Raw genomic sequence first — 19589 nt, 5'->3', positions numbered from 1 at the left:
CCGTCCTGTTCCTCCCCGGCTCGATATCCGCCGGTCACCGTCGCTCCGGCACCCGGGCTGTTCGTTGCGACAACCGCGGCGCCGCGCGGCTATCGGCGGACCCCGCCGTCAGGCACTCCGCAACTCCCGGCGCAGCAGCTTGCCGCTCGCGTTCTCGGGCAGGTCGTCCGACTCGTAGTGCGGTGCGTCGCGTACCCCGGCCACCACCGGCTCGTACAGGGAATCCAGGCAGACCAACGCGCGGGCGCCGCCGTTCGCGGCTGTTGCCGCGGTATCGCTGATCGGGCTCGGTACGGTGAGCGCATGCCGGATATCTCCGCCGGGTCCCGCACCGGCCGTCCGCGCGACAGCCGAGTGGACACCGCGCTGCTCGAAGCCGCCGCGCACCTGATCGCCGAACGGGGATACGGCGCACTGACCTTTCAGGCCGTCGCCGACGCGGCGGGGACGAGCCGGCCCGCGCTGTACCGGCGGTACAGCTGCCGTGCCGACCTCGTCGTCGCGGTACTGATCGATCGGTACGGATTACAGCCCGGCGCCGAGGATCTGGGCGGGATCGAGGCGGAGTTGCTCGCGATCCAGCAACATCAGTGTGAACTGTTCAACGACCCGGTGCTGCGCCGGGCAGTGCCCGGTCTGCTGGAGGAGCTCGGCCGTACCCCGGAGATCGCGCACCGGTTCGAAGAGCAGTTCCTGCGACCGCGCCGGCGCTCGACAGCGACGATCCTGGAACGCGCGGCGGCCCGTGGCGAGATCGCTTCCGGAGTCGACCCCGAATGGGTGTGTGACCTCATCACCGGACCGATGCTCATGCGCGCGCTGGTACCCGGCCTCGGACCGATCGACGAAGAGTTCGTGCGATACACGGTGCAGTCCGCGCTCGACGCCGTGAGTCGTCCCCGGCACTGAGAACTCGATGCTTGACCTTATATTGCCCGCTCGTCAATTATCATTACAACGCGAAATGTAATGAAAGGCGTGGTCCATGCGGGACGATGTGGAATTCCTCAGTGGTGGAGTCGCCCTGCGCGGCTGGCTGTATCGACCGGAAGGCCGCACCGGCTCCGTGCCGCTGGTGGTGATGACCCACGGGTTCGCCGGCGTGAAGGAGTGGGTCGCACCGTTCGCCGAGGTCTTCCGCGCGGCCGGACTCGCCTGCCTGGTCTACGACCATCCCGGATTCGGCACCTCCGACGGCGAACCGCGCTTCGAGGTCGACCCCGCCGCACAGATCGAGGGTTATCGCGACGCGGTCACCTACGCGCAGACACTCGACGGAATCGACGGCGATCGGATCGGTATCTGGGGCACCAGTTACGCCGGTGCCCACGTCCTGGTCGTCGCGGCCACCGACCGCCGCGTCCGGGCCGTGGTCTCCCAGGTCCCGCTGACCGACGGCTGGGCGACCTTCGGGCGCCTCGTACCGTCGATCATGCTGCCGGCCGTGCACCAGGCCATCGCCGCGGATCGGCTGGCCCGCGCCGCGGGCGAACCGCACCAGACGATCAAGGCGGCCTCCGACGACCCCACCGAACTGGTCGCCATGCCGGGTACCGAGGTCTACGAATGGCTGATGGCCAACGGCCCGCAGATACCGACCTGGCGCAACGAGGTCACTCTGTCCAGCGTGGACAAGTTCCAGAGTTACGCACCGGAAGCTTTCCTGCGCCGCGTCTCCCCCACCCCGCTCCTGATGGTCATCGCTGCGGGAGACACCCTCACACCCAGCGATATCGCCCTGCGGAGCTATGCCGACGCGCTGGAGCCCAAACAGCTCGAGCTGGTACCCGGCGGTCATTTCGCCGTCTACGGTGACCGATTCGACCAGGCATCGTCGGCCGCCCGCGACTTCTTACTGACGAAACTCGCCGGACAGTGACGGACCGGCACCCACGGCGGTCGAATCGAGGCAGCCGCTCGCGTCGACCGATCACCGTGGAGGAGCCGGCGACCTCTCGCAAGGGAAGGACCCGCTGGCCGCGTGCTGCACGGTCGAGATGAGGTAATCGAACGGATCATCACGCTCGTCGAAGCCGGCCGGACCGGCCGGGGCGGCGCCCTGCTGATCACCGGCGACTCCGGCCAGGGCAAGACCGCACTGCTGGACAGCGCGGCGAACCTGGTGGATCAGAGCTGGATCGTGCTGCGCTGCTGCGGAACCGAGCCGGAAGCCACCTTGCGCTACGCGGGTCTGCACCAGTTGCTGGCGCCGATACCGGACGCCGGTAGGAAAGTACCCGAACCGGTCCGCGAGAACCCCGCTCCGGCCACCGGCGCCGAATCGGTACACCCGGACGACCACAGCCACCGGGTAGGTCTCGAGCTGCTCGCACTCTGCGCGGAGCTCGCTGCCGAACGCCCGATGCTGTGTCTGATCGACGACGCCCAGTGGTGGGATCAGCCCTCGATCGATGCGCTGTCGTTCGCGCTGCGCCGGCTCACCACACATCGGGTAGCCGTCCTGATGACAGCGTGCGGACGCCACCGCGTCTACGGCATGCCCGAGCTGGAGTTGCGGCCGCTGGACCGGGACGACTCGAGAGCGCTGCTGACCGAGCGGTTCCCGCATCTACCGGCCGACACCCGCGAACGAGTCCTCGACACCGCGGCCGGGAATCCGCTGGCACTACTCGAACTGCCCAGCGCGAACAGTGATCTCCCGACGCTGGGGCCGTTGACGCTCACCGACCGTCTCCAACGCGCGTACGAACGCGATATCGTCGCGCTGCCCGAGGACACTCGGCTAGCACTACTGGTGGCGGCGGCCGATTGCAGCGGAAACCTGATCGTCGTCCTGCGCGTCCTCGCCGAATTCGGGTCGGCCGCGGCGGCGCTGGATCCCGCCGAACGCATCGGTGTGGTGGGTATCTCGGGGTATTCGATCGCTTTCCGGCATCCACTCGAACGAGCGGCCGCCTACCGAACAGCCCCCTACAGCAAGCGGCTGTTCGTCCACGCCACGATAGCGGCGAATATCGAGGATCCGGAGCTACGGGCCTGGCACCTGGCAGCCGCCGCTACCGCGCCCGACGAAACCGCGGCAGCCGCCCTGGAAACGATAGCGAGGTGCCCCCAGCACACTGCCGACTTCCGGCGCACTGCCGTCGCGGCCGAGCGCGCGGGCCGCCTGTCCCCCGACCCGGCGGAGCGGCACCGCCGGCTCCTGGTCGCCCTGGAGGCGAATATCGAGGCCGGACAGGCGCATCGTGCGCTCGCTCTGGCCGATGAAATCGCCTCGTATGCGGCCGCCCCCACGGATCTCGCCCGACTGTCCGCGGCGCGCGGCCGCCTCCTGTCGACACAGGGTGATCCGCGGGGCGCCTATGACGCGTTCACCGCCGCGGCAGCGCATCTGACTCCGGTGGCACCGAACACGGCGGCACGGATGCACGCCTACGCAGCGGCCGCGGTGTGGCCGGACCCGGACCCGTCCCGGACGCTCAGCGCCCGAGCCGCGGTCGCCACTGCGGACGTCGGCGCCGAACGTGACGGATATCTGGCGGTGCTGGACGGGCAGATCGCGGTCGAGGAGAATTCCGCGGACCGTGCTCGGACAGTTCGCGCAGTGCGCAGCGCCCTCCGCGTCGGCCGAGATCGGTTCCAGCAGGACCACACGATCCGGTTCCTACTCGCCGTACAGGCGCTCACCGCCGGTGACATCGATTACGCCCGTGGCGATCTCATGGACCTGGACACCCTGTGCCGCGAACACGGGATGGTGGGACGTCTCCCCGAGATCGGCTGCGCCCTGGGCACTGCCGAAATACTGCTCGGCCACTTCCGGCGCGCCGAGTCCGTACTCGCGGACAGTGTGCGGACCGCCCGCGAGATCGATCAACCCGACCGCGCCGCCCGCGCCCGCGCCGCCCAGGCAGTCCTCGCCGCGGTGCGCGGGGAACGGGAGCGCTGCCGGAAGCTGGCCGAGGAGAATCTGCCCGGCGCGGCTTCCCGCTTCGATACGACCCGCTCGGTGCACGCCCAGTGGGCACTGGGCCTCCTCGACCTGGGTTTCGGACACCACGAAGCCGCGACGGCCCACTTCGCGGCGGCGGCCGTGCATCGAGACCGTGCTATCGGCTGCTGGATTCCCCTGATCAGCGATCATATCGAAGCGGCCGCCCGGTGCGATCCGGCGCTGGCCGAAGAACCGATGTCACTGTTGGAGCAGTGGTATTCCGCGAACCCCGCGGCCTGGATCGAAGGGCAACTGCTGCGTTGCCGCGGGCTACTCGACCAGGACGAGGCGTCTTTCGTCCGTGCGCTGACCCTGCAGGCCGGCGCACACCGCTGGTTCGACCACGCCCGCACCGGACTGCTCTACGGCGAATGGCTGCGCCGGGAACGCTCCACGCTGAAAGCACGCACGATATTGCAAGCGGCGAAGCATACTTTCGAACGTCTGGGGGCCGTACCGTGGGCCGAGAGAACACGCGCGGAACTACGCGCCGCGGGTGAAGGAACGGATTCGGCGCCGGCCGCCGGCACCGCACAGCTGACTCCGCAAGAGCTGGAAGTCGTGCGCCTGGCGGCGGCCGGGGCGACCAATCGGGAAATCGGTGCCCGGTTGCGGATCAGCCCCAAAACGGTTTCGTACCATCTGTACCGCGCTTTCCCCAAGCTGGGCGTGAGCAACAGACGGGCATTGTCCCGGGCCGCGCTCGACCTCGACGATCCGTCGGATGTCCGGGGGCCCGCCGGTCGACTGTCCGATGCGCCCGGCCCGACGACCGGGCGAAAGACGGATACCGCTGTCCCGGACACGGCCGTAGCGTTACCGACGGAGGCCACCACAGACGGGTGATCACCGAAGAAAAATCCCGTCGCCCGGGGCCCCATCCGATTCACGGGCAATGCCGATCGACAACCGTGTCGTCGCGCCCGGGTCGCACGTTGTGTGGCCCGGCAGCGGCCTGCCCGGCCGTACCAACAGAAAGGTGCATCATGCGCATCCACACCTTACCTGGAGGCAGCACAGCCGGAGCCGGCCTCGCCGAGCTCGCCGCGCGCCGGGCCGAATCAGCCTCCGTACCGGCCACTCTGCGGGCGCATCTGGTCGCCTCGGAGGGGCGCAAACGAGGCAACTTCAATTCCTTCATCGAGAACAAGGGCAACTTCAATTCCTTCATTCAGCCGGGCGTCTGACCCTGCTCGCAACCTGTCCCGGCGCTTGTCCGGCGCGCCGGGGCACCGGGATCCGGGAACGGTAGTGACCTCCCTATGACATCGAGTTCGGAATCCACACAACAGTCGGCAGCGGAGGAATGGCCGTCGGGCGAGCGGAACGCGCGAGAACTGCGCGAGGCCCACCGGCAGGCTCTTCCGTTCACTCAGTTCGTCGTGAAGATCCACAGCCGCTGCAACCTGGCCTGCGACTACTGCTACGTCTACGAAATGTCGGACCAGAGCTGGCAGAACCAGCCCAAGACCATGGCGGAACCGATCTTCGACTACGCCTGCCGGATGATCCGTGACCATGCCGCGCGATTCGCGCTCCCCACAGTGGGTCTCGTATTCCACGGCGGGGAGCCGCTGTTGGTCGGACACGCGGCGCTGGAACACTTCGCGCGTCGCGCCCGCGAGATCCTCGAACCGACCACCCGGGTCCGGCTCGGCATGCAGACCAACGGTGTCCTGATCGATACCGAATTCCTCGATATCTGCGCCCGCCACAATGTGGAGATCGGCGTGAGCGTCGACGGCGACGAGCGCGGACACGACCGGCACCGGAAATACCGGCGGGGTGCCGGAAGCTACGTCGATGTCAGCGCGGGACTGCGGCTACTGACCAGCCCGGCCTATCGGCACCTGTACTCGGGGCTGCTCTGCACCATCGATATCGACAACGATCCACTCGACACCTACGAGGCGCTGCTCGGTTTCGGCCCCCCGGCTCTCGACCTGCTGCTACCGCACGGCAACTGGACCACCCCGCCACCGGCGCGGACTGCCGACCGGACCGTCACACCGTACGCCGATTGGCTCATCACGATCTTCGACCGCTGGTACGGCGCTCCCGTCGCGGAGACCCGCATCCGGCTCTTCGACGAGATCATCGAACTACTGCTGGGCGGAACCGGAGCGTCGGAATCGGTGGGACTGGCGCCGATCCAGCTCGCGGTGGTCGAAACCGACGGCAGCCTGGAACAAGTCGATGCGCTGAAGTCGGCGTTCGCGGGCGCTGCCCGGATCGAAGGCGGAACCGGCGGCAACGCCCTCGACCGGGCGACCGGTGAACCCGCCGTGATCGCCCGGCAGATCGGCGTCGAGGCGCTCGGTGCGAGCTGCCGCAGCTGCCCGGTCCATCGGGTATGCGGCGCAGGACATTACGCGCACCGCTACCGGGCCGGAAGCGGGTTCCGGAACCCCTCGGTGTACTGCGCCGATCTCGAGAAACTGATCCGGCATATCGAATCCCGGGTACGGGCCGATCTACAAGCCGCGACGGGCCGATGAGTGGTTCCGGCATCCTCGGGAACCGGAACTTCCTACTGCTGTGGTCCGGTAACGCGATATCGCTGATCGGGTTCCACGGAGTCCGTATCGCCTACCCGTTGCTCGCGTTGACGCTCACCGGTTCGGCGGCGCTCGCCGGGTGGGTCGGATTCGCTGTCTCGCTACCGGCCCTGATCTTCCAGATCCCGGCCGGTATCGCCGCCGACCGATGGGATCGACGGACGATCATGATCGTCTGCCAGCTGGCCGGACTCGGCGCGGCCGGTGCGGCCTGTCTGATCCTCGCACTCGACCCGCCACAGCCGGGTCCGCTGCTCATGATCGCCGCCTTCGTCGAGGGCACCGCGTTCGTATTCTTCGGAATCAGCGAACTGGCCGTGATCCGGGATGTCGTGGACACCGCGCAACGGCCGGCGGCCTTCTCGCTGTTCGAGGCCGAACAACCGATCGCGCTGATCATCGGCCGCGCCGCCGGCGCGACGGTCTACGGCATCGCCCGGTGGATACCGTTCGTCGCCGACGCGGTCACCTATCTGATCTGCCTGTGCACCCTGTTGTCGATCCGGATCGACCCGGCACGCCGGACCACCGGCACATCGACGGAAGCCACGCCCCCGACCCTGCGGTCCGGGGTGAAACTGGTTGTCGCTGAACCGTTTCTACGTAGCTCGACGGTGATCAGCGGACTGTCGAATATGGTCATCCAGGTCGTCATTCTGCTGATCATCGTGGATATCGAACGATCCGACCGGCCGATCTGGACGGTCGGCGTCGTCCTGGGTGCCGCCGGCGTGGGCGGAATCATCGGATCCGCTGTCGCGGCAACGCTTGCCACCCGGTTCGGCGCACAGCAGCTGTATCGCGCGGCCCTGTGGTGCTGGACCGCGCTGCTTGTTCCCATCGCCCTGTTCTCCCAGCCCTTGGTGGTCGGCACGGCTTGGTTCGGTGTCGGCGCGGTCGGCGCCGTGGTGAACGTCGCGCTGACCCTGTTCCGGGTGGAACGAATTCCCGAGGAGGTGCTGGGCCGTGCGGTCGGCACGGTCTCGATGGTGACCGACGGCGCGGTAGCCCTCGGCGCGATCACCGCCGGCTACCTGCTCAGCGCGCTGGGCACGACGACCACCGGATGGGTACTGGTCGCCACCATGTCCGGTCTCGCAGTGGTCGGCTGTTGGACAGGCCGGTCTCCTGACGCGCCGCCGGTACCCGTCGTCGGGACCGATCAGCCGACGCTCGGCGACCGGGCCCCGGCCGCGAACCCGCTCCCGCCGAGGTGACCGCCGGCCGAGGTTCGGGTGTACCCCACGCACCGAATCGGTCACCCCCGCGCCTGCCCGAGCCGAGATCCGCCCGACGCCCAACTGATCCGGACAACTTTCCGGCAGTGATCGTCGTGGTCCGGCGATGATCACCCGCTCCGCATCACTCGACTCCGCGACTGGTGAAGTCGAAGGATCCGCCGTCGATACCCCAGGAGATGATCCGGTCGGGACGAATCCGGACGACCGCGCGTTCCTGCGGCTGGAACGGCGGCTCCTCGTCATCGAGCGCTTCGGCCGTACCGCGCACCTCGATACCGCGAATCACGTACGGCTCCAGGGAAACCTGCTGGTCGATGACGAACGCCACCCGGCTGCCCGCCTCCACGTTGCGATACTTCCGGCTGGTACGCATCCGCATACCACCGATATCGATCGTGCCGTCGGCGTTCACCCGATAGCTGGTCGGGTTGTTCTGCACGATGCCGTCGGGCGACACCGTGGCCAGCCGGCCGATCCCGGCCTCCGCGAGGAACCGCTGTTCGTTGCTGGTGAAGGACATATCGTTTACTCCTCGGTGATTTTCGATATCAGGTATGGCCCGGCCGTCGGCCGGAAGTCGTCGGTGAGGGAACGCGACCGCGCACCGTCGCCGCGCTGAGTCTGTGTTCCTACTTGTGCGCTGATCACCTGCTTCGTGCCCGAATATCTAGCGTCGCTAGAAACTGGAGCAACGGTAACATCCCCTCGCGACCTTGTCTAGCAACGCTAGAATTCGGATCGCCACCGCGCGACCGGGCGCGAATCAGGGGTTGAGGGCTCGTCCAGGAGAAGAGTCACGCTGAGCGGACGGGCTGAATGTGTTGTCGAGCTGGCGATTCCGAGTCGGCGTGATCGATGCGGGTGTGCCCGGGTATCGGCGTTTCGGTGTGTCGTCCCGGGTGGAGTCGGAGCGGTTCTGCTATCTGGATGATGAGGATCGGCGGTTGGTCGCGGCGCGGCGCCGGGATGACAACCGGCTCGGGTTCGCGGTGCAGGCGGTGACGGTCCGCTACCTGGTAGTGCTCCTGTCCGATCCGATCGATATGCCGACGGGGCTGGTGGCATATCTCGCCGAGCAGTTGGAGATCGGGGACCCGTCGTGCCTGGGTGAGTTCATGGTGCGGCGTTCGACACGGTCCGAGCATCGGGCCGAGATCGCAGCCGAATACGGGCTGGTGCCGTTCCCGGAGTCCGCGGCAGAGTTGGCGGCGCGGATCGCCGATCAGGCGTGGATCACCGGGATGGCCCGAAAGCGATCTTCGAGGGCGCGGTGGCGTGGTGCCGGGCCCGGCGGGTGCGGCTGCCAGGTGTGACGACGCTGGAGAAACCGGTCGCCGCGGGTCGGGAGGCGGCCGAACAGCGGTTGTGGACCCCGTCGAACGATCTTCAGACTGACGGTTGTCGGTCGAGCAGCCCGACGGGGTCGGTGCTGTAGGCGACCATCCAGGTGGGGTCGATGCGGTACCAGACGTTCTCGTCCCAGAACGGGTCCTCGCTGTCGCCGTCGTAGTGGTCGACGAGGTAGTCACGGATTCTCGGCCAGGTCGGGTCGCTGCTCGTCCCCTCGGGGTTCAGCGGGATGGCGTGTCCGTGCGTGAAGATGCCGAGCTGCTCGCCGCGCATGAAGGTCGCGCTGATGCCGGGCCGCGCCGCGAGATGACGGGCTTTAGCGGCCTGACGGTGGGTGCCGACGATCCAGCGGCCGTGCAGGAGATGCCCGTCGGCGCCGCTGATGCGAGGCTCACCGCGCCGGGTGACCGTGGCGATCGCCAGGGTGCACATGCCTTGGCAGACTCGGACGAGCTGCTCAGCGTCCAAGGTGCTTTCACCTGGCCGGATGATCGACTTGAGATGGCTGCTGGAGTCTGCCAAAGATGTGTCGAGCAGGACTTGGAGGCCGTGGAGTTCGTCGGGAGTTTCGAACATCCGATCAGGGTAATCAGTACCACCGACAGTGCCGCCTCAGCGCGCAGGCGCCGACCGGGCGTTGGCAAGTCGGTAGCGGGTGCCAGCCGTCGCGAGGATGTTCCCGGCGAAGGTGAGGCGGTCGATGAGACGGGGTACCCGAGTGACGCTACTTCTCGTCTGCATCGAACACCCTCGGAGCACCCCTGTGACGCTCGAATTCACCTGGAATCGACGCCAGAATCCACGTACCTGCCCAGCCGACACCGCGCAGCAGATCACCGGCAACCGAACGCCGCCGGATTCCCGAACCGCGGTATCAGGCGACACAGCGGAAGCCGAGGTGGCAGGTGGCCGTGTCCACCGTCTGGCCCTGCCGGGCAGCGGGCCGGTAGCGTAGACAATAGTTGGCGGCGCACAGATACGAGCCGCCTTTGACCACCAGGCTCGGAAACTGCTGCGCTGTATCAGATTCCGGCTCCTCGATGAGCGCGCCCGGGGAGCAGCAGGTCGCGGCCGGGCGGTGTGAACGGAAAGTGTCGGCGGTCCACTCCCACACATTGCCGGTCGTATCGAACAGACCGTAGCCGTTGGGTGAGTAGGTGCCCACCGCCGTGGTGCCGGGGGTACCCACCTGCCCCCGGCCGGGGTGGAATTGCCAGGGGAAGGCACCGACCCACACATTGGCCATGCGCCGGCCGGTGGGCTCGAACTCGTCACCCCAGGTGTAGGTGGCCGAGTCCAGACCACCGCGCGCCGCGTACTCCCATTCGGCCTCCGTCGGTAGCCGCTTACCGGCCCACACCGCGTATGCCGCGGCGTCGTCGTAGGCGATCTGCGTGACCGGGTGACGGTCGCGCCCGTCCAGGGTGCTGCCGGGCCCGCGGGGGTGGCGCCAGCACGCCCCCGGGACATATCGCCACCACCGGCGCCAATCGTCGAGCGGCACCGGTCCCCGGGTGGGCCGGAACACCAGCCCACCGGGGGTCAGGCGCTGCGGATCCGCGTCCGGATAATCCGCGGCCGCCGGAGTCCGTTCGGCGACGGTGACATATCCGGTCTGCTTCACGAAGCGACGGAACGCGGCGTTGGTCACCGGATGCGCGTCGATCCAGAAGGAATCCACACGGACCCGGCGCACCGGCTGTTCCTCGGGAAAGAAATCGTTCGATCCCATCGTGAAATCCCCGCCGGGAATCCGAACCATCCCACGGCGCGGCGCGACCTCTGTTCCGGTGGCCACAGGCGGCCGCCTCAATCGCGCGAGAATGCCGCGGCCGCAGCCATTTCCAGGTCCTGGTACGGCTTTCCCGTCACATCCTCGATGACCTGGTGCACAGTTCCACCGATGAACGGGAACGGCGACCGGTACCGACCGGTCACCGATTGCCCGCTGTCCCGGCCCACGCGAACTCCCTCTCCCACACCGGAGAACACGGTGGGCTGGATCCGCATATCGTCGAGGGAACCCACCGGGCTCTCGTCGATATAGAGCGTGGCCGCACCGGTCGGCGTGAAATTATCGGGCCGGTTTCCACGCCGTTCGTATCGGATCCCGAAGATATGGTCACCGAGTGGTACCGGGCAATCGGAGACAATCGTCTGTTGCTCCTCTCCGAGGAAGTTGTAGACGTACTGCAGGCGACCGTCCTGGACGAACAAGGTATGCCCACCGAGCCGCCCGCCGTGCGCGAACAGCACCCCTTGCACGTCGTCGGTCGTGACGGTCGTCTCCGCGAGCAGCGCGAACGACCGGCCGCGGATCTCGAGAGCCGCGCCCGGCCCGACCTCCGCGAGGCCGGGGTAATAGACAGCTCGGTCCCGGCTCTTGGCGAACGACGGCCGGTCACGCATCATCGCGGCGACGATGTCGAGATCGTTGAGTGGCATTCCGCCGTACTTCCGCGCCTCCGCGAACCACAGCGCCTTCATCTCCTCCAGCTTCTCCGGCTGGGCCTCGGCCAGATCGTGGATCTGGCTGCGGTCCTCCTCGATATGGAACAACTCCCAGCGGTCGGTATCGAAATGTCCCCAACCGGAGGGGCAGGCCGCGTGTACCGCGTCGGCGAACCACCCGCGGTGCCAGATGCCGCGCGTACCGAGCATCGAATAGAACTGGGTGTGCTTGCCGGCATCGGCGTCCGCGTTATCGAGCACCTCCCGGAAACCGACCCCTTCCAGCGGCCGCTGCTCCACATGCTTCACCGTATCCGGAGGCGTGATGCCCAGTAGCTCGTAGACGGTGGGGGTGATATCGCAGACATTGATGTACTGGTGACGCAATTCGCCGCGGGCCGCTATCCCGGCCGGCCACGACACGAGGCAGGAGTCGGCGATACCGCCCTCGTGCGAGGCGTACCGTTTGTACAGCTTGTACGGAGTATTGAAGGCCATGGCCCACCCGATGCTGTAATGGTTGTAGGTGGTCGGCGAACCCAGCTCGTCGAGCGCGGCGAGACTGTCCTCGATCGTATCGATATAGCCGTTGAAGAATTTCATCTCGTTGACCGACCCGTTCGGGCCGCCCTCGCCGCTGGCGCCGTTGTCCGAGAGCGCGACGATGATCGTATTGTCCAACTGACCGCTCTCCTCCAGATAATCGAGGAGCCGTCCGATCTGTGCATCGGTGTAGGACAGGTATCCCGCGAACACTTCCGCCTGCCGGGCGAACAGCCGCTTCTCCTCCGCCGACAGCGAATCCCATTCCCGCACCGTGTCCTGTGCGGGCCACGGTTTGCCGTCGGCACTCGTCGCGGTCGAATACGGGTTCATGGGCGACAGCTCGGTGTTCTCCGGGACCAGGTTCATACGTTTCTGGTTCTCCAGCACGATTTCGCGATACTTTTCGTAGCCCATATCGAATCGTCCGCTGTATCTGTCGGCCCATTCCCGGGCCACATGATGCGGCGCGTGACCGGCGCCCGGGCACAGATAGGTGAACCACGGTTTAGCGGGCGCGATCACCTTCGATTCACGAATGAATTCGATCGCTCGGTCGGCCAGATCCCTGGACAGGTGATAGCCGTCCTCCGGGGCGTAGGGCGGCGCGACCGGGTGATTGTCGTAGACCAGATTCGGATACCACTGATCGGCTTCACCACCCAGGAAACCGTAGAACCGCTCGAACCCGCGCCCCAGCGGCCAATGCCGCTTCGCCGCCGCGAGGTTTCCCTCCTCGAGCGGGGTCATATGCCATTTCCCGACCGCATAGGTGTTCCACCCGCGCTCGGCGAGCACCTCCGAGCACAACGCGGTGTCGTCCGGTATCCGGCCGCACATACTCGGGAACCCGTCGGTGAATTCCTCGATGGTCGCCATCCCGACCGAGGTGGCGTTCCGCCCGGTCAGCAACGAGGCGCGGCTGGGTGAACACAGCGCGGTGGTGTGGAACTGCGTGAACTGGACGCCGCGGTCGGCGATACGTTTCATAGTCGGCATCTCGACCAGGCCGCCGTAGCAGTCCCAGGTGCCGATTCCGATATCGTCCCACACGAGATACAGCACGTTCGGCGCGTCCGGTGGCGCCTCGGGCTCGACGAAGGGCGCCCAATCGGCGACCGAATCACGAATATCGAGCGAGATACGCCCGTCGAACCTGCTGGTCATGATCAACCTCCGAAACGGAGTGCTGTCGGTTCGCCGTCTATGACAGGCCGGGCCCACTTCTTCACCGCGCGCCCCGCGCATAAGGCGATCGCGGGGCCTCGACACCTGCACGGGCACTCCCAGCTCCGGCGACACCACTGAGAGTCAGGCTTGCTCGAGGCGCGTCACCGCGCCTCCTCCCGAATTCGATATCCGGGTATTCGCTGATCAACACCTTCCCTACCATGAAAGCGCACCGACCGGGCACGATTCAAGTGCCGGATCTGCCCCAGAGGTATCCGGACCGTCCTCGCCGCGTCGATCAGCAGCAGCAGTCGGAGCCGAGGGCGGTTTACAGAGCGGTGAGGGCAGCCCGGCCGGCCGGGAGTCGAGCACGCTCGTACCATCGTGTTCGGGCTCGACGCGCGGCCTCGCTGCGTGGGGTGCAGTACTGGAAGACCATCGAGGGTCATCACCCATCTGGTCGATCACCCCACCACGTACGCGCGGGGAGACAACCGCCGGCACGCAACGCAGTAGCAAGTACCCCGGCGCCGGTCTTCGGGACCGTGCTCACACCGTGCCCGGCTCTCCGATCATCGGCCGATTCCACCGGAGCGCCGCAGTGTCGGACCGGCGTGCGAACCTGGTCCGGTGACATCCGAGATCCATACCACGGCGTACGAACATATCCAGCGGCACGACCTTCACCCGGCCCCCGATGTGTCGGACGACATCACCACGCTCTTGCACGAACGAGCCACTGCCGCGCAGGGGGCGGTCCGCGCCGGCGTGGCCGAATACGCCGACCCGAAAGGAGTTTCGACCGTCGAAGATCTCCCGGACGATCCGCTCACCGGTCTCCGGCGAGCTGCGACCGGGTTCCTCTCGCTGGCAGGGTATTTCAGCCTCGCGGATTTCGGCGACGATTCGGCGGGTATTCGCGAGCACACCGAGGACGCCGCCAACGCACTCGTCGCGCGACTGCAGTCGTCCCGTCAGGCCGACAACCGGTTCGTATTCGCGACAATCGAAGGCACCGCGCACCCCGTTCCCGCCACCGGTGGCATACAGCCGCCTCCGCCTGCGCCCGATTTTCTCGAATCCCTGTGGCTCGCCACCGTCACCCGCCACCCCAGGCTGTTGAACTTCCTGCTCGGGATCGAGCAGGATCACGCCTACCCGCTCTCGGTGGCCGATGACGACTACACGAGCCTGTGGGGGCTGGCATGGCAACAGCTCCACCACCACGACCCGGCCGGCCACGACACACTGCGCGCAGCGCGGACCGCCGCCGATGCCAGTGGCGAGGACTACGCCGTCCTCATCGCGTCACCGGCGATCGAAGCGCTGCGGCACGCTACCCCCGGTACGGCAGCAGAATTCAATCGGGCGCTCGCCGTAGCCCTCGATCGCCACCGCACTTACCGGGGAGCGGAATCGCGCCGGCTCGATATGACGGGATTCATCGCCTGGCCCCTGCTCGCGCTCGCCTGCTACGCCGTCGATCAAGGTATCGAACTCACCGTCACATCGGACTATCTGCCGCCCGCCCTCGTCGATCGCGCATGGACACTCCCCTTCGCCGAGGACCATGTGATCGTTCCCAAGACATCACACGACGAAGACGGTCTGCCCCTGTATCCGATGCGCCTCGGTATCGCCGGAAACTGGGAGCTGCTGCCGGATCGGCCCGGGCCCGGTCGGGTCGATCCGGCCGGGTGATCTACTCGGCGGGCAGGTAGCAGCGGTCATTGGGCAGTGCCTCCACCGTTGCCGCGGGTACGTTCACCTTGGCGCACGCCAGGGTCGGGTACGAACTCGGAGTATCGGAGCCGGCCGGAAAGTCCGCGCAGTAGGTGACGGCGAGATGGTCGCCGGTGGACACATCGCGACGCAGCGTGAAGTCGGCCGGCGCGAGTTCCCGCGCGGACAACGAATTCTGTTGCGGATCGCCGTCGATCAGCAGTGTGCACTGCACAGTACCGCCGGCGAGATCGGTGCTGATCCGGCTCAACGACGCGGTCACGGTCGGACCCGAGACTGTGAGGGTCGCGGCGCTCGGTGGAATGACGGCGGCACCGGCCGAGCCGGAAACTACCATGGCGGCTACCGTGGACAAGACCACGACAACAAGACTTCGGAACACGCTGCCGGCAATCATGCGCACAATCTATAACTCGGAGATGTTCGGCCGCAGCATAATCCACCCAGATCCCCGCTGCGACACGCCGTATGCCCCGCAGGACGACCGCGAAGAGCACCGGCGGTACGCCCGGGCGGCCTTCAGCGCGATTCGGTCGCACCTCGGGCCCGGCGCACCCGGCCACGCGCTACGAGTTCCATCGTGGCGGCCACCGCGCACGATTGCGCGAGTAGCAGGCCGAGCAGCACCACGACCTGAACCGCCGCGGCCTGAACCGCGGAACCACTGGCAACGAGGACACCGACAAAGGCTCCCGGAAGGGTGACCAGTCCGGCGGTGCGCGCCTGATCGACGCCGGGCAGCAGCGCGTCGGCGGCAGCGGATCGGATGATCTCGAGGCGTGCGTCGCGCGGAGTGAATCCCAAACCGAGAGCCGCTTCGACCTCGCCCGCACGGTCGATCAGGCCGTCCAGCGAGCGACGCGCGGCCAGCGAAGTGGCGGTCATGGTCCCGCCGAGGACGATGCCACCGATCGGCACAATCGCCACTCCCGCGAGCGGAACGACGCCGCTGACGATCATCGCGGGAAGGACGGCGGCGACCCCTGACCCCACAGCCACCGACAACCACGCTCCCGACCACCCGGCCCGAGCCCGGCCGGCGGCCGTGAAGACCGCGGCCACATACATGACCAGCAGCACCCCGATCCAGCTCCACACGTGCAGAAACGCTGCCGCCAGAACCAGCGCGACGGCCGACAACTGAAGCACCGCACGCAGCGCCGCCGCCGGCACGATCACCGCTGACCCCAGCCGCGCCCACCGGTACACCGCCGCCGCGGCGGCGACCAGCACTACACACAGCAAGGCGAACCCGACCCCCGGGGTGGCTACGGCATTCACCACGCCACCCGCCCGCCACGCTCGATACAGAATGTTTCGGACACGGACTCACCGCGCAATCCAGGATCAACAATTCGACGACCGTCGACCGCCCGCACGACAGGGTACCCGCCCGATCCCGGGCACAGGACCGGCACGAGTCGATCACCCGACCTTCGTCGGCGACGAGGGGCGGGCATCCTCGATCCCGGAAACGCAGCTCGGTGGACCCTGTTCGGCCTCGAATTCGTCGGATGCCTCGTAGTCGCGACGACAGCCGGCCGGATCATCGGCTACGCGCTCGGCTTCCGATGGCTCGACCACCTCGGTGCCGTGTTCCCGGCCGTGCTGATCACGTCTCGTCCCGTAGCCGATAGCCCACCCCGCGAACGGTCTCGATACTGTCGGTGCCGAACGGAGCGTCGATTTTTCGTCGCAGATAGCCGACGTAGACCTCGACGACGTTGTCGTCGCCCTCGTAGTTGCTGTCCCATACCGACCGGAGTATCTCGGCTTTGGTCATCACATCACCTTTGTGACGCATGAGGTACTCGAGCAGACCGTATTCGCGTGGGGTCAACTCCAGTTGCCGCCCCGCCCGCATGACGTAACGCCGCGCCGGATCCAGCGACAGGCTGCCGGCGACGAGCACCACCGGACGCGCCGGCGCGCCGCGCCGGACCAGGGCGCGCAGGCGGGCGACGAGTACCACGAAAGAGAACGGTTTCGTCAGATAGTCGTCGGCGCCCAGGTCGAAAGCGTCGGCCTGATCGTATTCACCGTCTTTGGCCGAGAGCATCAACACCGGCGTCCAGACCTGCGCGGCCCGCAGTTCGCGCACGATCTGATAGCCGTGTTTACCCGGCAACATGATGTCGAGCACCAGGACGTCGTAGTCCCCGGTGAGCGCCGAGTGGTAGCCGTCGGTGCCGTCGTGGACTACCTCGACCACGAATCCTTCGGTGGTGAGCCCACGTCTGAGTGTCTCGGCCAGATGCACTTCGTCGTCGACCACCAGAACCCGCACCCGCTCGCCTTTCTCTCGGCTGACCCAGTCAGCCCTGTTATTACCTGCACAGACGCTGGGAACGGGTATTGCTCTCAGCGTTCTCACAGCGCGGCCGAGCAACACCCGCCGACGTGCCGCCTCGGTGGCGATTCCATCTCCTTCTCGACCACGGGCGAACCCGGTCACCGGCTCGCCCGGAAGCACGCCCCGCTGATCACCGACCTTCCGACTCCGGATACCGCGCACCACGGTGCGCGATCAGCTGTGGACGAGATCGAGGAGACGATCGAACTCGTCGGCATCCTCGTAGGCATAGGTGCGCCTTTTATCGTGGCGCTCGTTGATTCGCGATCACCGCTGCGCGAGACCCCGGTACCCGGAGTCGATGGACGGATACCGTTCCCACCGATGATGCGGTCGCTGTGGCTGTTCCCGGAACGTACGTCGCCAGGCCGTCATTTCGCGGTATTTCCGAAACTCACCTACAGACGGCTCCTCGCGCAGCTCACCCCTGCGATGGACCCCACTGCAAGTCTGGGGTCAGCCGGCTCGTGAGAAGGGTTGGAGAAAGCGAGCGAATTCATGGCCGAAAGCTGGCCGACGGTGGTTGCTGTATACGAGTTGGTCGCGACCGAGTACGAACGTGTCGCCGAGTTCCGGCTCGCTGCCTCGGGAGCGGTGGAATTGATCCTGGGCGAGCCGGATGGCTGTCCCCTGGCGCGGCAGTGGTTCGAGCAAGGTATACGTATTCCCGGCCGAGTGGAACCGGCCATCGCGGCGGATGGGTCTGCCTTCCTCGAAGCAGCGCTGCGACCACGCCGCATGAGCTACTGCCGGGTGGTGGACGAAAGCCCGGGCACTGCACACACCCCGAGCATCGATCCCACGGCGGGCATGCGGCACTACGGCGAGCACCAGCCGATCGACCATGAGTAGCCAGCAACCCTGGCAGACCATGGACGCTGCCACACTTCGCCTGCTACGCGCGATCTCGGACGCAGCACGGCATCAAACGGGACGGCGGCGCGACGCCATCAGCGAGATCTGGGATGGGGTGCGCATCCTCGAAGACAGAGACGTACTCAGATCCCGGCTCACGCCGAAAGGGAACGATTTCGTCTTTCGATCCACTGCGCGACCGGGCGCACGCGGCGCGATCCCGCCCAGTGGACGCTTTCCGCCATATACACCGAGCCGAGCCGAGCTGCATGTACGCTCGCGGCAACTCACCATCGACCACGAGTTCTCGAGAGGGCTGCCCGAAACCGGCAATGGTGTCTATGTCACACGCGATGCCGGCGGCGCCTTCTACATCTACAAGCCGGCCGCCGAGGAAGTCTTCGTGGAAGACAACTGGCTCCCTTATATCCCGGCCAGCTGGCCATCGGAGAAGTGGCAGGTTATCGCGTCTTCGAACTTCTGAAGGCGCCTCGTATGCCACCGACCGCACTCGTCGCCGACGGACCGCGTGGTCCAGGGATGGCGCAGCTGTTCGTCCCGATGAAACGTAGCAAGGACCGATCCTTGTACCCCGAGGAGCAACAAGCGCAAGTCGCGATGGGCCACTTCCTGGCCGGCGAAACCGACGGCGGCGGCAGCACAACCCGGCCGAAACACGACGGCAACCCCGAACACGATCCGTCCAGGATCAGCGTCGCCGCGTTGCGGCCTGCTGTGTTCGCCTGACCGAATTCCGTTTCCGATGCGGCGAGTTCGACGTTGATCGACCGTAACCGGTCCTGCCGGACGGTATCCAGGCCGGCTCCGGCTCGGACGAATCGGAGGTGGTACAGCTCGAGCAGTCGCAGTTGCTCCTCGTCCAGACCGAGTTCATCGCGCCGCCCGTACAGCGAGTCGAGCAGACCGAAGAGCTTCGGATCGAGATGGATGGCGTCCCGGTGCGCGGCGAGCCGCGGCGAGATCTCGGCCTCGATCGCGTCGGACTGCGCACTGGAATCCGCGCCGGCGATATTGCCGAACACATTCGACACCCGCGTCAGCAGCGCACCCGAACGCTCCAACGCCACGACGACATTGTCGAAGGTGGGCACCTCGACCTCGGAGGTAATCGCATCGATCTCGGCCAACTGCTCGGCCATCCCCCGCTCGAACGCGGGCAGATAGTGCTCGGCACCGATCTTTGCGAAATCCGGAAGTTCGTACGGAAGCGGGCTCCGGGCGAAGAACGGGTTGCTCGTCATGGTGGAAACCTATTCCGCCGCGCCGGAGCTGTCACCTGACCGAGTGACGGTGACCGGGATGGCCTGCGAGCCCACCGACCAGGGTCGGCACACCACGAGCGCCGCAAT

General features: G+C 66.8%; 20 protein-coding genes. 11 read left to right on the top strand and 9 right to left on the bottom strand.

What is annotated here, in order from left to right:
• Positions 1–303: 303 nt before the first annotated feature.
• From ACWEWT_RS00315 to ACWEWT_RS00290, 6 genes are all read left to right on the top strand, one after another.
• Positions 304–909, top strand: coding sequence for a TetR/AcrR family transcriptional regulator (locus tag ACWEWT_RS00315; RefSeq protein WP_452554615.1), 606 nt, complete (start codon positions 304–306; stop codon positions 907–909).
• A gap of 76 nt (positions 910–985) precedes the next feature.
• The gene (locus ACWEWT_RS00310) at positions 986–1879 is read left to right on the top strand and encodes an alpha/beta hydrolase (RefSeq protein WP_452554613.1); all 894 of its coding nucleotides are present in this window, start codon (positions 986–988) and stop codon (positions 1877–1879) included.
• Positions 1880–1981: 102 nt separating this feature from the next.
• Positions 1982–4801: an AAA family ATPase gene (locus tag ACWEWT_RS00305; protein ID WP_452554611.1), complete on the top strand. Its 2820-nt coding sequence runs from the start codon at positions 1982–1984 to the stop codon at positions 4799–4801.
• 140 nt (positions 4802–4941) lie between these two features.
• Positions 4942–5142 carry a hypothetical protein gene (locus ACWEWT_RS00300; protein WP_452554609.1) on the top strand — a complete coding sequence of 67 codons (201 nt, stop codon included), beginning with the start codon at positions 4942–4944 and terminating at the stop codon, positions 5140–5142.
• 75 nt (positions 5143–5217) lie between these two features.
• The gene (locus tag ACWEWT_RS00295; RefSeq protein ID WP_452554607.1) at positions 5218–6453 is read left to right on the top strand and encodes an FxsB family cyclophane-forming radical SAM/SPASM peptide maturase; all 1236 of its coding nucleotides are present in this window, start codon (positions 5218–5220) and stop codon (positions 6451–6453) included.
• The gene (locus ACWEWT_RS00290) at positions 6450–7730 is read left to right on the top strand and encodes an MFS transporter (protein WP_452554605.1); all 1281 of its coding nucleotides are present in this window, start codon (positions 6450–6452) and stop codon (positions 7728–7730) included. Before ACWEWT_RS00295 ends, ACWEWT_RS00290 begins: the two co-directional genes overlap by 4 nt.
• Before the next feature lie 145 nt (positions 7731–7875).
• Here the strand turns inward: ACWEWT_RS00290 and ACWEWT_RS00285 are convergent, their stop codons facing one another.
• On the bottom strand, positions 7876–8274 hold the full coding sequence (locus tag ACWEWT_RS00285; protein WP_452554604.1) for a PPOX class F420-dependent oxidoreductase: 399 nt from the start codon (positions 8272–8274) through the stop codon (positions 7876–7878).
• A gap of 343 nt (positions 8275–8617) precedes the next feature.
• On the opposite strand from ACWEWT_RS00285, the gene ACWEWT_RS00280 reads away from it, so the two are divergent.
• Positions 8618–9067 carry a DUF4158 domain-containing protein gene (locus ACWEWT_RS00280; protein ID WP_452554602.1) on the top strand — a complete coding sequence of 150 codons (450 nt, stop codon included), beginning with the start codon at positions 8618–8620 and terminating at the stop codon, positions 9065–9067.
• A 73-nt stretch (positions 9068–9140) separates the two neighbouring features.
• Here ACWEWT_RS00280 and ACWEWT_RS00275 read toward each other — a convergent pair whose 3' ends face one another.
• From ACWEWT_RS00275 to ACWEWT_RS00265, 3 genes are all read right to left on the bottom strand, one after another.
• Positions 9141–9680: a pyridoxamine 5'-phosphate oxidase family protein gene (locus ACWEWT_RS00275; RefSeq protein WP_452554600.1), complete on the bottom strand. Its 540-nt coding sequence runs from the start codon at positions 9678–9680 to the stop codon at positions 9141–9143.
• Positions 9681–9978: 298 nt separating this feature from the next.
• A complete protein-coding gene (locus tag ACWEWT_RS00270) occupies positions 9979–10866 on the bottom strand; it encodes a formylglycine-generating enzyme family protein (protein ID WP_452557607.1) in 888 nt (295 codons plus the stop codon).
• 47 nt (positions 10867–10913) lie between these two features.
• Positions 10914–13265, bottom strand: coding sequence for an arylsulfatase (locus ACWEWT_RS00265; RefSeq protein WP_452554598.1), 2352 nt, complete (start codon positions 13263–13265; stop codon positions 10914–10916).
• A 633-nt stretch (positions 13266–13898) separates the two neighbouring features.
• Here ACWEWT_RS00265 and ACWEWT_RS00260 point away from each other — a divergent pair.
• Complete coding sequence (locus ACWEWT_RS00260; protein WP_452554596.1) at positions 13899–14969, top strand: immunity 49 family protein; 1071 nt, start codon at positions 13899–13901, stop codon at positions 14967–14969.
• A 1-nt stretch (position 14970) separates the two neighbouring features.
• Here the strand turns inward: ACWEWT_RS00260 and ACWEWT_RS00255 are convergent, their stop codons facing one another.
• The 4 genes from ACWEWT_RS00255 to ACWEWT_RS00240 form a co-directional block, all read right to left on the bottom strand.
• A complete protein-coding gene (locus ACWEWT_RS00255) occupies positions 14971–15348 on the bottom strand; it encodes a hypothetical protein (RefSeq protein WP_452554594.1) in 378 nt (125 codons plus the stop codon).
• Positions 15349–15530: 182 nt separating this feature from the next.
• Positions 15531–16295 carry an ABC transporter permease gene (locus tag ACWEWT_RS00250; RefSeq protein ID WP_452554592.1) on the bottom strand — a complete coding sequence of 255 codons (765 nt, stop codon included), beginning with the start codon at positions 16293–16295 and terminating at the stop codon, positions 15531–15533.
• Positions 16296–16436: 141 nt separating this feature from the next.
• Positions 16437–16595, bottom strand: a complete 159-nt coding sequence (locus ACWEWT_RS00245) for a hypothetical protein (RefSeq protein ID WP_452554590.1) — start codon at positions 16593–16595, stop codon at positions 16437–16439.
• Positions 16596–16623: 28 nt separating this feature from the next.
• On the bottom strand, positions 16624–17298 hold the full coding sequence (locus tag ACWEWT_RS00240) for a response regulator transcription factor (RefSeq protein WP_452554588.1): 675 nt from the start codon (positions 17296–17298) through the stop codon (positions 16624–16626).
• 246 nt (positions 17299–17544) lie between these two features.
• Between ACWEWT_RS00240 and ACWEWT_RS00235 the strand changes: the two genes are divergently transcribed.
• From ACWEWT_RS00235 to ACWEWT_RS00225, 3 genes are all read left to right on the top strand, one after another.
• Complete coding sequence (locus ACWEWT_RS00235; protein WP_452554586.1) at positions 17545–17835, top strand: hypothetical protein; 291 nt, start codon at positions 17545–17547, stop codon at positions 17833–17835.
• A gap of 66 nt (positions 17836–17901) precedes the next feature.
• A complete protein-coding gene (locus ACWEWT_RS00230; RefSeq protein ID WP_452554584.1) occupies positions 17902–18216 on the top strand; it encodes a hypothetical protein in 315 nt (104 codons plus the stop codon).
• Positions 18217–18235: 19 nt separating this feature from the next.
• Entirely contained in the window at positions 18236–18703 is a 468-nt protein-coding gene (locus ACWEWT_RS00225; protein WP_452554583.1) for a hypothetical protein, read from the top strand.
• On the opposite strand, the gene ACWEWT_RS00220 is transcribed toward ACWEWT_RS00225, so the two are convergent.
• Positions 18681–19481 carry a hypothetical protein gene (locus ACWEWT_RS00220; protein ID WP_452554581.1) on the bottom strand — a complete coding sequence of 267 codons (801 nt, stop codon included), beginning with the start codon at positions 19479–19481 and terminating at the stop codon, positions 18681–18683. The two genes, ACWEWT_RS00225 and ACWEWT_RS00220, sit on opposite strands and share 23 nt — an antisense overlap.
• Positions 19482–19589 lie beyond the last annotated feature (108 nt).

It is taken from the genome of Nocardia sp. NPDC003963 (assembly GCF_053605105.1).
This window is presented reverse-complemented; position numbering and strand designations above follow the sequence as displayed.

Bases quoted from the DNA above. Each gene is read 5' to 3' on its own strand.
- ACWEWT_RS00315 (WP_452554615.1), top strand. From the start codon at position 304: ATGCCGGATATCTCCGCCGGGTCCCGCACCGGCCGTCCGCGCGACAGC.
- ACWEWT_RS00310 (WP_452554613.1), top strand. From the start codon at position 986: ATGCGGGACGATGTGGAATTCCTCAGTGGTGGAGTCGCCCTGCGCGGC.
- ACWEWT_RS00300 (WP_452554609.1), top strand. From the start codon at position 4,942: ATGCGCATCCACACCTTACCTGGAGGCAGCACAGCCGGAGCCGGCCTC.
- ACWEWT_RS00295 (WP_452554607.1), top strand. From the start codon at position 5,218: ATGACATCGAGTTCGGAATCCACACAACAGTCGGCAGCGGAGGAATGG.
- ACWEWT_RS00290 (WP_452554605.1), top strand. From the start codon at position 6,450: ATGAGTGGTTCCGGCATCCTCGGGAACCGGAACTTCCTACTGCTGTGG.
- ACWEWT_RS00285 (WP_452554604.1), bottom strand. From the start codon at position 8,274: ATGTCCTTCACCAGCAACGAACAGCGGTTCCTCGCGGAGGCCGGGATC.
- ACWEWT_RS00275 (WP_452554600.1), bottom strand. From the start codon at position 9,680: ATGTTCGAAACTCCCGACGAACTCCACGGCCTCCAAGTCCTGCTCGAC.
- ACWEWT_RS00270 (WP_452557607.1), bottom strand. From the start codon at position 10,866: ATGGTTCGGATTCCCGGCGGGGATTTCACGATGGGATCGAACGATTTC.
- ACWEWT_RS00265 (WP_452554598.1), bottom strand. From the start codon at position 13,265: ATGACCAGCAGGTTCGACGGGCGTATCTCGCTCGATATTCGTGATTCG.
- ACWEWT_RS00255 (WP_452554594.1), bottom strand. From the start codon at position 15,348: ATGGTAGTTTCCGGCTCGGCCGGTGCCGCCGTCATTCCACCGAGCGCC.
- ACWEWT_RS00225 (WP_452554583.1), top strand. From the start codon at position 18,236: ATGGACGCTGCCACACTTCGCCTGCTACGCGCGATCTCGGACGCAGCA.
- ACWEWT_RS00220 (WP_452554581.1), bottom strand. From the start codon at position 19,481: ATGACGAGCAACCCGTTCTTCGCCCGGAGCCCGCTTCCGTACGAACTT.